The organism is Vibrio sp. JZG120 (assembly GCF_053890955.1).
Genome location: NZ_JBSRRK010000001.1, coordinates 1,293,517 through 1,306,147, shown reverse-complemented (window position 1 = coordinate 1,306,147; position 12,631 = coordinate 1,293,517). Strand labels below are relative to the sequence as shown.

Here is a 12,631-nt window from a genome sequence, read left to right as displayed (position 1 = left end):
AGAGAAGTTTAGGCAAGCAGCCTCGACATGGCGTACATCAGCAGCGCTTGTAAGTCGACGCTGCTTTTTGTTAGTAGTAGGCGTTCCGCCATTTGATCGGTAAGCAGATTTCGTGTGAGGTTAGTAGCCGCAATGATCTGATCTCGGGTCGGCCTTTCTGGCATCACCAGTGCTATAGCCAGATGAACATCACCCATCTTTGAAGCCCAATCCATCGACTTTTCATTTGCAATAACGGCAATGGAAATGTGGTCAACACCTGAAAACATCACATGTGGGAGAGCGATCCCCGGAGTCACGCAAGTTGATGAACGTTCTTCGCGTTTAATAAAAGCAAGAATCAGTTCGTCGGGATGAATGGGGTGGATCAGCTGAGCTAATCCTTTAAGGCATTCAAACTTGGTGAGCTCGGTATGCGCTTTGGCGTAGTGCCATTTGATTTCACAAGGTGGGCAAATTTGTGGTAAACGCTCGGCCAGTTGGCTAGAAAACTCATAGTTGATATGAGATCCCACCACAGTAAAGTGCTCAGCAATCATGTCTTTGATGACGAAGCAGGCCAGCTCTGCGTCAATGCCAATCGCTGTGATTTGACACAAATCACCTTGTTGTAGACCTGCTTGCAAAATCGCCACGGACTTGGTGAGTTCCGCAACACGATTTTGCGTTACATTAATGATATGTAAGGTACTTTTGAACTTCTTTGCCACTCGATTGAGTGGCTGAGCAAGGTGCGCACTGGCATTTGCATTATCGACGAAAAAGGTGATTTGGTATTCGTTCATCTGCAAATTTAGTCGCGGCAGTGAACGAGGAATACTTTGTCGACGTTCAGCAAAACCTCTTCAATGGGGATTTGAATTTTACGCGTCCCTTCGAATCGGCCAGGTTGTTCTATCTCAATATCCGACACGATCAAAACCCGATCCGCTTGAGCGATATCGTGAGGAGTGAGCTGATTTTCTATCCCCATCGCACCTTGCGTTTCTACTTTAATTTGCACGTTATGTTTTGGCGCAGCTTTCATTAGTGCATCTGCTGCCATATAAGTATGAGCGATGCCTGTAGGGCATGCTGTCACCGCTACGATTTTCATGTTCTATCCATTTTATTTTTTGTGGATATTAGCACAGCCACCGCAGATTGAATTGATTTGAGCTGGATTAACGCAAGAGCTCTATCACAGTTTGAATCTCATGTTACATTAATCCAGTTAATGCACTTTTAGTCCTATATATCAAAGGGTAGGCACTGGTTAATCTATGCCCAAATAAAATGAGTAGGAACGCATACGAGCCAGGGGATCCTGTATCTCAAACTCACTTGGGTATATATTCGAGCGTGAATATTGGAAGGTAAAACAATGGACATCACAAACCTAATTGAGCTGGAAACGATATGTTTAGATCTAAAAGCTCAAACCAAAGATGAAGCGCTCAAAGAGCTGGTCGAGATGCTAGAGGCCGCCGGCAAGCTCAATAGTCAAAGCCAGTTCTTGGCAGATATCTGGAAACGAGAAGAGATCGGTAACACAGGATTTGATGATGGTATTGCGATCCCTCATGCCAAAAGTGATGCTGTAGCGAAACCGGCTGTCGCGGTCGGGATCAGCCGCAGTGGGATTGATTATGGCGCCGAAGATGGCGAGCTGTCCGATGTGTTTTTCATGCTGGCGTCTCCAGATGGTGATGATCATCATCACATTGAAGTATTGGCACAAATTTCCACCAAAATTATCGAAGACGGCTTTGTTGAAAAGCTCAAGTTGGCTCAATCGCGAGAAGAAGCGCTTGAGATGTTGACTGATATTCAAACCCAATCCAATGAATTTCTCCCAACTTCTTTAGAATTTACATCAGAACCCCTAAGCCCTTGGGCGCAAACACTTGGTCGCATTAAAGAGCACCTGCTGTTTGGCACATCTCACATGATCCCGTTTATCGTTGCGGGCGGTGTGTTGTTGTCGTTGTCGGTGATGATCTCTGGTCACGGTGGTGTACCACAAGAGGGCATTTTGGCCGATATTGCCCAAATGGGGATTGCTGGCCTGACATTGTTTACTGCCGTTCTTGGCGGATACATTGCTTATTCCATTGCCGACAAGCCGGGCCTTGCGCCGGGTATGATTGGATCTTGGATTGCTGTCAGTCATTACAATACGGGTTTTTTAGGTGCAATTGTGGTCGGCTTTTTTGCTGGCTTCGTTGTTTGGCTATTAAAGAAAATTCAGTTACCAGACAGCATGAGTTCGCTTGGCTCGATTTTTATTTATCCGCTAGTCGGTACGTTTGTTACTTGCGGCGCGGTGATGTGGGTGATAGGTGCTCCGATTGCCAGCGCAATGACCACCATGAACGAGGTGCTGACGGGCATGGCGGGCTCAGGCAAAGTGATGCTCGGAACTGTGCTTGGGGCAATGACCGCGTTTGATATGGGCGGCCCAATCAACAAAGTGGCGACGTTGTTTGCTCAAACCCAAGTGAACACGCAACCATGGTTGATGGGCGGGGTCGGTATTGCGATTTGTACGCCGCCATTGGGTATGGCACTAGCCACGTTTTTGGCGCCGAGTAAATTCAAGCGAGATGAACGCGAAGCGGGGAAAGCCGCAGGTATTATGGGGATGATCGGTATTAGCGAAGGTGCGATTCCTTTTGCCGCTGGTGACCCTGCGCGAGTGTTACCAGCTATTGTGGCGGGTGGCATCGTTGGTAACGTGATTGGCTTTATGTTCCACGTAATGAACCATGCACCGTGGGGCGGTTGGATTGTTCTCCCTGTTGTGGATGGAAAAATTGGTTACATCATCGGCACGATTGCGGGCTCTGTTACCACGGCGTTGATCGTGATTGCACTAAAGAAAACCGTCACCGAAGATGAGAGTTACACTGGTCATTCTCAAGTATATGGCTCCGTTCAAGGCGAAGGTGAGGCGGATGTTTTGGCGGTCACATCTTGTCCATCAGGTGTGGCACATACGTTCTTAGCGGCTAAGTCATTGGAAAAAGCGGCTTGTGCACTCGGCATTAAGATTAAAGTCGAAACCCAAGGCGCGAATGGCGTCATCAACCGAATTACCGAGAAAGACATCGAGAAAGCGAAGTTTGTGATTTTTGCTCACGATGTGGCGATTAAAGAACCGGAACGTTTTCGAAAAATCCAAGTCTTGGATGTCAGTACCAAGGATGCCATGTTGAACGCCACGGCTTTGTTGCAAGCTCGTAGAGTGTCTTAACATTTAACTTCTGAGAAATGTCTCCTCGATGACCCTGATGAATGCTTTTGGTATTTACTCCAACATCGCGGTTCGCTTTTATTTGTGCCGCGAGTGAAGGATAAATTACGAGTAATGTTTTCAATTCTTTAGTAGCATGTTACAAAACATTTCAGTCAGGTGAACTAAGGGAAGCGGGCAATGGAAAAACAACGAGTAGCATTTATTGGTTTGGGTGTTATGGGTTACCCAATGGCGGGCTATTTGAGCAAAGCGGGATATGAAACCAAAGTATACAACCGCACCAAAGCCAAAGCTGATAAATGGGCTGCAGAATACAACGGCATTGCGTGTGAGACACCGCGAGAAGCGGCAGAAGGTTGCGATATCGTATTTACTTGTGTCGGTAATGACGATGACGTGCGTAGCGTTGTATACGGTGAAGAAGGCATTCTAGTCGGTCTAAAAGCAGGCGCGGTACTGGTTGATCACACCACGACTTCCGCTGATTTAGCCGTTGAATTGGCCGATGCTTGTACCAAATATGGCAATCACTTCATTGATGCTCCGGTATCTGGTGGTCAAGCAGGCGCAGAAAATGGTGTACTAACCATCATGTGTGGTGGCGAGCAGAACATTTTTAATCGTGTGTCTCCAGCGATGGACGTATATGCAAAGCAAATGACGCTTCTGGGTGAAAATGGTCAGGGTCAACGTTGTAAGATGGTAAACCAAATCTGTATTGGTGGCGTGCTTCAAGGCTTGAGCGAAGCGTTGTTACTCGCGCAGAAATCAGGTTTGGATATTGAACAAGTAGTTGAAACACTCAAGCACGGTGCAGCAGGGTCATGGCAAATGGAAAACCGCGCCAAGACGATGGCGGAAGATAAGTTTGATTTTGGCTTCGCGATTGATTGGATGCGCAAAGACTTAGGCTTTTGTTTGCAAGAAGCAGAGCGGGTTGGGCTCAACCTACCACTAACTAAAAAAGTGGATGAGCAATACGCTGACCTTCAGCGTGATGGTTTAGGCCGCATGGATACGTCTGTTCTGATTAAAGCCGTCGCTAAGAATCAGTAGTAGATAAACAGTTCTTTGGTATCAAAGAGCTTGAAGAAATTTAAGTTGATCATGATCGTTCCCCTTGAACATTAGTGTGTGATTAACGAACTTGAATGAGGAGGTGCTTTGGGGCACCTCCTTTTTTATGTCTTCTTATCACAGCATTTGCTGGTGCAGTGTCCGTTTACTTGTTTAAGCCTAGCGCAATCTCAAGGCCTTTGCCGTAAGCTTCGTCCGCTTGGTAGGCGTGGTTAACGTGACGTTCTTTGATGAAGTCTGGCACACCATCCATTGCACGAGTGGTGTTGTCGAATAGAGTTTGACGCTGTTCTTCGCTCATAAGACGGAATAGGTCACCTGCTTGGCTGAAGTAGTCTTCGTCTACACGGTGATCGTAATGATCAGCATTGCCGTTGATGCGTAGAGGTGGCTCAGAGTAATCTGGTTGCTCTGCCCATTCTTGTTTGTAGTTTGGCTCGTAACCTAGTGTTGAACCAAAGTTGCCATCAACGCGCATTGCGCCATCGCGGTGGTAGCTGTGTACCGGACAACGAGGCGCGTTAACTGGAATTTGGTGATGGTTTACACCTAGGCGGTAACGCTGCGCGTCTCCGTATGCAAACAGACGGCCTTGCAGCATTTTGTCTGGCGAGAAGCCAATTCCGGGAACGATAGCTGCCGGGTTAAACGCGGATTGCTCAACTTCCGCATAGAAATTTTCTGGGTTACGGTTCAGTTCAAACTCGCCTACAGGGATCAATGGATAATCTTTTTGTGACCATACTTTTGTTAGATCGAACGGGTTAAAGTTCACTTCATCCGCTTCTAGCTCAGGCATGATCTGTACGTACATCTTCCATTTAGGGAAGTCTTGACGCTCAATCGCTTCGTAAAGGTCACGGTGATGGCTTTCGCGGTCTTTACCTACGATCGCTTCTGCTTCTTGGTCAGTCAGATTTTTGATGCCTTGCTGAGTTTTAAAGTGGAATTTCACCCAGTAACGTTCGTTTTCTGCGTTGATAAAGCTGAATGTGTGGCTACCGAAGCCGTGCATATGACGGTAAGACGCTGGAATACCACGATCACTCATAACGATCGTAACTTGGTGGAATGCTTCTGGTAGTGATGTCCAAAAATCCCAGTTGTTTGTCGAGCTGCGCATGTTGGTGCGTGGATCGCGTTTCACCGCGTGGTTTAGATCTGGAAATTTTAGTGGATCACGCAGGAAGAACACTGGCGTGTTGTTACCAACCAAGTCCCAGTTGCCTTCTTCGGTGTAAAACTTTAGCGCAAAACCACGGATGTCGCGCTCTGCATCGGCGGCACCGCGCTCACCCGCAACGGTGGTAAAGCGAGCAAATAGCTCGGTCTCTTTACCAATCTCCGAGAAGATCTTCGCGCGCGTGTATTTGGTGATGTCATGAGTCACAGTAAAAGTGCCGTAAGCGCCTGAGCCTTTGGCGTGCATACGACGCTCAGGAATCACTTCGCGGTCAAAGTGTGCCAGTTTTTCAAGGAACCAAACGTCTTGCAGTAGTTGGGGACCACGAGGACCTGCAGTCATCACATTTTGATTATGGGCGACAGGACAGCCTGCGGCGGTGGTTAATTTCTTATTTGTCATTTTTCTTCCCCTCCAGGGATCAATACCTTAGCAACTGAAGAGAAGATTATTACGGAAAAGCTGGAAGCAAAAACTGATACTGCTTATCAATTCAATAGGTGGGAACGATGATGAAAAGTAACTTAGAATCAGATTCTTAGCTGATTTTTATGATTGGTTTATTAACGTATTGGCGAAAAGGGTAAAAAGAGCACGCTGGCATTTGCATGAATTGCGCTTTGTTGACAAGGTTAATGTCGGAAATCGCCCCTTTGATATCGCTTTATTGATCATCAAAGGGGCGGAGTGATTAGGAGTACTTCACTTCAATTTGCTCAGCTTTTTCAAACGCTGGATGCGTTGCAAGTTGTTTTCCATAACGTTCAATATTCGGGAAGTGACCAGCCAAACCGAACTTATGCACGAGCTCGACAATAAATGACATCATGATGTCTGCGCCAGTTAAACGTTCTTCTACTAGGTAAGTTTTGCCTTCTAGCGATTGCTCGAAGTAACCCAGAACGTTCATCGCTTCTTTGTCAGCATAGCCTGATAGAAATTGAGTTTCGTTTGGCTCTTTGCTAATAAAGATTTTTAACAACATTGGTAAGATTGCTGAACTTTCAGCAAAATGCATCCATTGTAGGTACTCAGTGTGCGCCTTCGTCCCACGCTCAGGAGCCAACGCACCATCACTATACTTCTCAATCAAATATTCGGTCATCGCGCCAGATTCAATGATGAACTCGCCATCATCTTCAAGCAGGGGAGATTTACCGAGCGGATGAACGCTCTTTAGCTCAGGCGGTGCCATGAAAGTCACTTTGTCACGAACATAAGGCACGATTTCGTAATCCACATTTAGCTCTTCAAGTAACCAAATGATGCGCTTTGAGCGAGACTGATTGAGATGGTGAAGTTTAATCATTTATTTATCCCTTCCTTATAATGGGTCGTTAATCTGTACTACAAGCTTGCCGAAGTTCTTACCCTCCAACAGACCGATAAATGCTTCTGGTGCATTCTCCAGTCCTTGTACTAGATGTTCACGGTATTGGATCTTTCCTTCTGCCAACCATTGATTAATATCTTGCGCAAATTCACTGTAACGATGTCCGTAGTCATCAAAAATGATGAAGCCTTGCACCTTGATTCGTTTAGTCAGCAGCTTACCCATTAATAATGGAAGATGGTCGGTACCTTCAGGCAGTTCTGTTGCGTTGTATTGAGAAATCAAACCACAAAGTGGGATACGTGCGCTGGTATTCAGAAGTGGCATTACAGCTTCGAATACTTTGCCACCTACGTTTTCGAAGTAAACATCGATACCTTGGTCACAGGCGTTTTTTAACTGCTCTGCAAAGTCGTCAGCTTTGTGATCGATACATTCATCGAAGCCAAGGATTTCTTTGGCGTAACGGCACTTTTCTTCTCCGCCTGCAATACCAACAACTCGGCAACCTTTGATTTTGCCAATTTGACCAACAGTCGCTCCCACAGGGCCCGTCGCGGCTGCTACCACAATGGTTTCACCTGGTTTTGGCTGACCGATATCGAGCAAGCCCATATACGCGGTAAAGCCTGGCATGCCAGCAACACCTAGAGCGTATGAAGGGTTTTGTGGTTCTTTGCCTAGTTTAATCACCATCTCACCAGTTGAGATGGCGTAGTCTTGCCAGCCAACAGTGTATGCAAGAACCCATTCACCCGCTTCATAATCTGGGTGGTTCGATGCTTCTACCTGACAAACAGTGCCAGCTATCATTACGTCATCAACCGCAACAGGATCGGCGTATGACTCGGCATCGCTCATGCGACCGCGCATGTATGGGTCGAGAGATAAGTAAACGGTTCTCAGTAGCATCTCACCATCTTGAGGAGTCGGTTTCGCCACTTCTTCTAGACGAAAGTTTTCTTTTGTTGGTGCACCGTGGGGACGTGACGCGAGTACGATTCTGCGATTTGTTGCGTTAGTCATATTTATCTCACTTATTGATTAGACCGGTCGTCTAGTTTTGATTTCAAAATATCCCGCTCATAGAGCGGGAAGGTGTATTGTGCTATCACAGGAGTTATTACCAACTGTGAAACACATGTAGGGTGTTCATCTTACTTTTACGCTACCTACTATGGGCAAGTTCGCGTGTTTTGCAGTAGATGTTGAGTATAGGTCAGACTTTGCGTTAATGCTGCCTGATCTTGATACAGTTTGTTCAGCAAGCTTGCGCCGTTCCAAAGGTAGTATATCTGCCTTGCCAATAAAGCACTGTCACCATTTGGGATAGAGCCATCTTGAATGCCTACGTCAATGCAATCCGCCATTGCTTGAATGGTTTTGTCAGCACCTTGGCGTAACGCTAGGCGCATGGGCTCTGAGAGATCGGAGACTTCCGCACTTAACTTGACCAACAAACATTTGTTCGCATTACATACGTCGTCTTCTACTTTGACCATTTCTTCAAAGTAGCTCATTAGGCGTTGGTAGCCATTCAGATCGGTATTGGTAAAGCGTGCGTTTAAACGCTCAAAATACTTAGTAAAGTAGTCTTGAATCATCGCTTCACCAAATTGTTCTTTGGATTTGAAGTAATGATAAAACGAGCCTTTCGGCACCGCGGCCTTTTTTAAAAGCTCTGAAAGGCCAACACTCGTAAACCCTCGGTTTACGATTAACTCGTATCCGACGTCGAGAATATGTTGGCGTGTGTCGTTCGTCTTTGCGTTCATGAAGCGTACTATAGAATGAATTAGACCAGTCGTCTAGTTTTTGTTGTGGGTTATTTGATTAGCTCGTACTCAATCACAAATAGCGTGTCGGTATTTGGGTAGATTTCTCGAATTAACTGCTTGAGTTTTGGCAGTTCGATCGCTTCTTGTTCTGCATGAAACTCATTGATATCTTCAAAGTTGAGTGGTTCTACAGAGCGTATTTTGATGTTGCAGACTTTACGATCCGTCTCTAGGGTAAAAACTTCGACCTCTGTATTTGGAACGTAGTGACTTTCTGATTCATCTCGAATCGTAATCGTTTTTTTGCCTGATGTGATCAACGGGGTTAAGAATTCAAAAAAGGTAATCTTGGTTGGGTGGGATGACATGATGTACTCGTTAGTCTGATTGTTTGGCGTAATTATATACCCAAATAACCTTGAGGTGCTTATTTCAAGAGAACGAGCGAGTGCGCAGGACGCGAATCAACTTGGCACTAAAGTAACCCGAGATAATGCCTATCCAGTTGGTACTGAGATCATCAAAACTAAATGAGCGACTTGGAATAAAAAGTTGGCTTATTTCTTCCATTGAAACGATAGCCAACAGCAGTAGCAAAAGGCGGATGCCAAAGACGTCGGCTTTACTTGAACTTACTAAAGAGGGGAAGGTGAAGACCGATAAAAAGCCGATCAATAAACTGAAAGTAAAGTGAAGCGTACTCGATCCACCTAAGTAGGTTTCCATTTGCAGGTAAGTGGCATGGTGTAAGTCAGAGCTTTTCCACAAAGAGAGTGAAGCCGTAAGCGTCAGAACGAAAACAAAACTTATCCGTGTCAGTATTGAAACCATAATTAACCTATTGGAAAGAAGCCTAAGTAACGTTTTACAAAGTACAACGCTGCTAGATTCTGAATTGCCATGCCAATTGCCATCGCCCATGCTGCACCAATAACACCGAACGTTTGGCAAAGCGCAATGAGCAAGCAGATAGAGATTGTGCCGGAGGAAATTGTAATGTATTTCATGGTTCTTTCGTGACCGCTCATGAGTAATAAAAATCCTACAGAGCCAGTCGCAACATTGACTAACTGCCCTAAAGACAGGACGACTAACAGTGGCGCAGCAGCAAGAAACTCTTCACCAAAAAACCGCATCACAAACTCTGGGAATAGAGTGCAAATAATCACGGGCACAATGGCCAAACCAACGTTGGCTCGGCAAGCTAAACGGCTCAGGCTTTGCAGTTTGATCATTTGGCGTTCTTTGTAGAGAGAGGCAAACATAGGGGCGACCACAAAGTTAATGGTAATCAGCACAAAGCCAATCAGTAGTGATGTACGTTGAGCTGCAGCTAATAGACCGAGTTCCGCTGTTGAGATAAAAAAGCCCGCAATGACAAGGCTTCCCCATTGAAGAACGTTCGTGAAGATACTGCCAATCCAGACTTGCTTGGCAGAAGCGACCATTTTTTTGTTTGGTACGAAAGCTGATGTCTGATACTGACCTGAACCTAGCCAATTAACACTGGATATTACCGCGACGCTCATACTCGCCAGAAGCAGTGCGGTCATCAGATTGTTGATATTTTGCTGACCGATATAGTCCAAGCCAAAGACAAAAAAGACCATCAACATACTCACGCCAAGCTGTAAAGCGAACAGTGATGACACGACCTTTCTACACGCTTGAAGCACACGACTGTTGGTCTGTGCAAGCACCAAAAACGGTATGCAGAACAAGCCTAAAGTAATCGCATGCATTGGCGATTGGGTCTGGTTTAGTTGTTCAGGAAACAGATTAAATCCTGCTAACAAAACGGCAATGGCTAGCAAGCAAAACGCCATACTTCGATAAAGTGCCGTTTTATAGTTGTGGCTTTGTTGAAGTGTCTCTTTGTTGTTAAAGGCGATCGCATTGTAGCGAACTAATGAGACATCAAATCCTAGCTGAGAAACGATCGCGAGTAGTGAGACTAGGTTGAATAAAAAGAAAAATTGACCGGAGGTCGAAGCGTCACTGGCCTTCGATACAATCAGTGTCAGTAAAAAAGCAAATAGCGCACTCAACACACGCGTGATTGCGGTTTTCAATCCAGTAGATAGCAAGCTTTTTTTACCGCTGGGCATCAACAGTAATTTTTGTTGAATAGTATGAAACATAGAGGTATTTAACCGTAAATATTATTGAGTGCGAGGCGCTGTTTTTCTTCACTGAAGGCGTCGTTTAACGCTGTTGTATATTGGCAAAAATCAATTTCATCATAATGATTGACACAGTGCGCGATCTGCTTGGCCATTTCTTCAGGTGTTAGCGCTAAAAATGGGTAGTTTAGATCTTGGGTCGCGCCGATACTTCGAATCACCATAGGAAGATGTAATTTGGCTGCTTCTAGAATAGTTAACGGCATCCCTTCCCATGCTGCAGTATGTAAGTAAAGGTCTGAACCCTTGAGCTTTTTAACCACTTCATCACGAGGCAACATGCCAGTCACATCCACATTTTCTGTACGCAATTTTTGTTCGAGTGTGTGGTCACCGCCACCTATCCAAGTGATATCTAATGGGCGGTTAAGCGCATATCGATTAAGGTGTTGCAATGTGTCGATGAGAAATTGCGGATCCTTTTGGGGCGCGACACGACCAAGCACAACAAGTCGCAGCGCTTCTTGTCTGTTTCGCAATAAACGCTCTTCACTTTGATAGGACACGTAGTTGTTGAGCAGTTCAGCACGTTTCGCGCCAATACTAATCGCCAAGTCACATTCTCGTTGGCTACAGCCTGCCACCACATCAATTTTGCTTAGTTTTACTTTCTCTAGCGCTCTATAGAGCTGGCGCGCGAATTCGGAGATATCTTCACGTTCGAAAGCATAACAGTGCGGCGTATAAACCAAGCGTGCCTTGCCAAGTTTTAGAAATCGCCCGAGAAATCCCGCTTTACTCGAGTGCAAATGCACAACGTCAGGCGCAAGTGATGCAATCATGTGGTTTGCATCGCGAACAAATTGAAGTAAGCCGCCTTCCACCCATTTGGTCTGTGTGAAAATATGATGGTTGTTTTCATTGGTTAAGTCGTTTTCTCGAGCTCTGGCTAGCAAGAAATGTTGATAGGGTTCGTCTCGAGAGGAGTGAGCATAACTATAGAGGGCGGTTTGAACGCCACCTCCGAAGGCTTCTGTAATATGGAGCACTTTTTTCATGATGATTTTGTTCCTGATGTCTGCATCCATTTATGCTTGAAAGCATCACGTTCTTGTTCTGAATAAACGTGGCGATATAAGGGAAGATCGTACATATAGAACAGCTTTGAAAAGTCGTAGTGATGCTTAAAGTGCTGGTGGATATTGGAGTACCACTTGTTTTTCGCTTCATTGCTGTTTTTCAGCACGAAGTCTTGCAGCCCGAGAAACTCACCAATTTCTTTATCGAGAGAACTGAGCTTTTCGCATTTGATTAGCATGACGTTGGCTTGCTCGTTCTTGAATGTGAAGAAAGGTTGAGTGTTGTCCAGTTCTTGACGCATCACATCGATATTGAAGTTACGTTTTAACTCGTTGTCGAACCAGTCCGCAAAATAGTTGAGATTGATATAGTTATCGAAACAATGTTCGAGGTGCTGATACGTGACTGCCATATCTCGGTGAATTGCATCATTCTTTTTGCCTTCGATAAATTGCAAATGGAGGTCTTGAAAGAAACGAGAAAAGACAGTTGCGATTGGATCACGGACCAGTGTGACGATTTTGATCTGTTCGCGTTTTTGTAAGATACGTTTTCGTTGCTTGAGCACTAAGCGGTAGAGCGCACGGTTTTTGAAATCGAAAAATTTACTCACGTCTTTTTTATTGTGATACATGTGAAATTCTTCGTGATCATCAAAGGTGTGGATGTGATAGCTTGGGATATTTCTTTCTCCCAGCGTGTGCTCAATTGACGATGAGCCAACTTTGCCCATTTGGTAAACTAAAACAAAATTGTCAGCTTGGAGTTCTCGGTTCTTTTCAAATTGTCGAGAGATTGAATACTTCATCTATCCTATCC

13 protein-coding genes are annotated in these 12,631 nt (G+C 45.3%); 2 read left to right on the top strand and 11 right to left on the bottom strand.

The window, feature by feature from the left end; translation table 11 throughout:
• Nucleotides 1-8: 8 nt before the first annotated feature.
• The gene (locus ACWPOD_RS05675; RefSeq protein ID WP_021484097.1) at nucleotides 9-785 is read right to left on the bottom strand and encodes a PTS sugar transporter subunit IIA; all 777 of its coding nucleotides are present in this window, start codon (nucleotides 783-785) and stop codon (nucleotides 9-11) included.
• An 8-nt stretch (nucleotides 786-793) separates the two neighbouring features.
• Nucleotides 794-1,096 (bottom strand): PTS fructose transporter subunit IIB, encoded by a 303-nt coding sequence (locus ACWPOD_RS05670; protein ID WP_005463048.1) that lies wholly within the window; start codon nucleotides 1,094-1,096, stop codon nucleotides 794-796.
• Between the two features lie 267 nt (nucleotides 1,097-1,363).
• On the opposite strand from ACWPOD_RS05670, the gene ACWPOD_RS05665 reads away from it, so the two are divergent.
• Together ACWPOD_RS05665 and ACWPOD_RS05660 are read left to right on the top strand one after the other, a co-directional pair.
• Nucleotides 1,364-3,235 (top strand): fructose-specific PTS transporter subunit EIIC, encoded by a 1,872-nt coding sequence (locus ACWPOD_RS05665; protein ID WP_395204098.1) that lies wholly within the window; start codon nucleotides 1,364-1,366, stop codon nucleotides 3,233-3,235.
• Between the two features lie 180 nt (nucleotides 3,236-3,415).
• Nucleotides 3,416-4,294 carry an NAD(P)-dependent oxidoreductase gene (locus tag ACWPOD_RS05660; protein ID WP_182018232.1) on the top strand — a complete coding sequence of 293 codons (879 nt, stop codon included), beginning with the start codon at nucleotides 3,416-3,418 and terminating at the stop codon, nucleotides 4,292-4,294.
• Between the two features lie 166 nt (nucleotides 4,295-4,460).
• Here the strand turns inward: ACWPOD_RS05660 and ACWPOD_RS05655 are convergent, their stop codons facing one another.
• The 9 genes from ACWPOD_RS05655 to ACWPOD_RS05615 all read right to left on the bottom strand — a co-directional run bounded on the left by ACWPOD_RS05655 (nucleotide 4,461) and on the right by ACWPOD_RS05615 (nucleotide 12,620).
• A complete protein-coding gene (locus tag ACWPOD_RS05655; RefSeq protein ID WP_395196090.1) occupies nucleotides 4,461-5,900 on the bottom strand; it encodes a catalase in 1,440 nt (479 codons plus the stop codon).
• A 289-nt stretch (nucleotides 5,901-6,189) separates the two neighbouring features.
• Nucleotides 6,190-6,807, bottom strand: coding sequence for a glutathione S-transferase family protein (locus ACWPOD_RS05650; RefSeq protein ID WP_006742223.1), 618 nt, complete (start codon nucleotides 6,805-6,807; stop codon nucleotides 6,190-6,192).
• A gap of 15 nt (nucleotides 6,808-6,822) precedes the next feature.
• Complete coding sequence (locus ACWPOD_RS05645; RefSeq protein WP_456231645.1) at nucleotides 6,823-7,857, bottom strand: NADP-dependent oxidoreductase; 1,035 nt, start codon at nucleotides 7,855-7,857, stop codon at nucleotides 6,823-6,825.
• 149 nt (nucleotides 7,858-8,006) lie between these two features.
• On the bottom strand, nucleotides 8,007-8,606 hold the full coding sequence (locus tag ACWPOD_RS05640; protein ID WP_046873784.1) for a TetR/AcrR family transcriptional regulator: 600 nt from the start codon (nucleotides 8,604-8,606) through the stop codon (nucleotides 8,007-8,009).
• Between the two features lie 50 nt (nucleotides 8,607-8,656).
• A complete protein-coding gene (gene yqfB, locus ACWPOD_RS05635) occupies nucleotides 8,657-8,977 on the bottom strand; it encodes a N(4)-acetylcytidine aminohydrolase (protein WP_005392475.1) in 321 nt (106 codons plus the stop codon).
• Between the two features lie 64 nt (nucleotides 8,978-9,041).
• Nucleotides 9,042-9,440 carry a VanZ family protein gene (locus ACWPOD_RS05630; protein ID WP_005392476.1) on the bottom strand — a complete coding sequence of 133 codons (399 nt, stop codon included), beginning with the start codon at nucleotides 9,438-9,440 and terminating at the stop codon, nucleotides 9,042-9,044.
• A 2-nt stretch (nucleotides 9,441-9,442) separates the two neighbouring features.
• Nucleotides 9,443-10,750, bottom strand: a complete 1,308-nt coding sequence (locus ACWPOD_RS05625) for an oligosaccharide flippase family protein (RefSeq protein ID WP_161443103.1) — start codon at nucleotides 10,748-10,750, stop codon at nucleotides 9,443-9,445.
• 8 nt (nucleotides 10,751-10,758) lie between these two features.
• Nucleotides 10,759-11,790: a glycosyltransferase family 4 protein gene (locus tag ACWPOD_RS05620; RefSeq protein ID WP_046873782.1), complete on the bottom strand. Its 1,032-nt coding sequence runs from the start codon at nucleotides 11,788-11,790 to the stop codon at nucleotides 10,759-10,761.
• A complete protein-coding gene (locus tag ACWPOD_RS05615; RefSeq protein ID WP_046873781.1) occupies nucleotides 11,787-12,620 on the bottom strand; it encodes a putative capsular polysaccharide synthesis family protein in 834 nt (277 codons plus the stop codon). Before ACWPOD_RS05615 ends, ACWPOD_RS05620 begins: the two co-directional genes overlap by 4 nt.
• Nucleotides 12,621-12,631 lie beyond the last annotated feature (11 nt).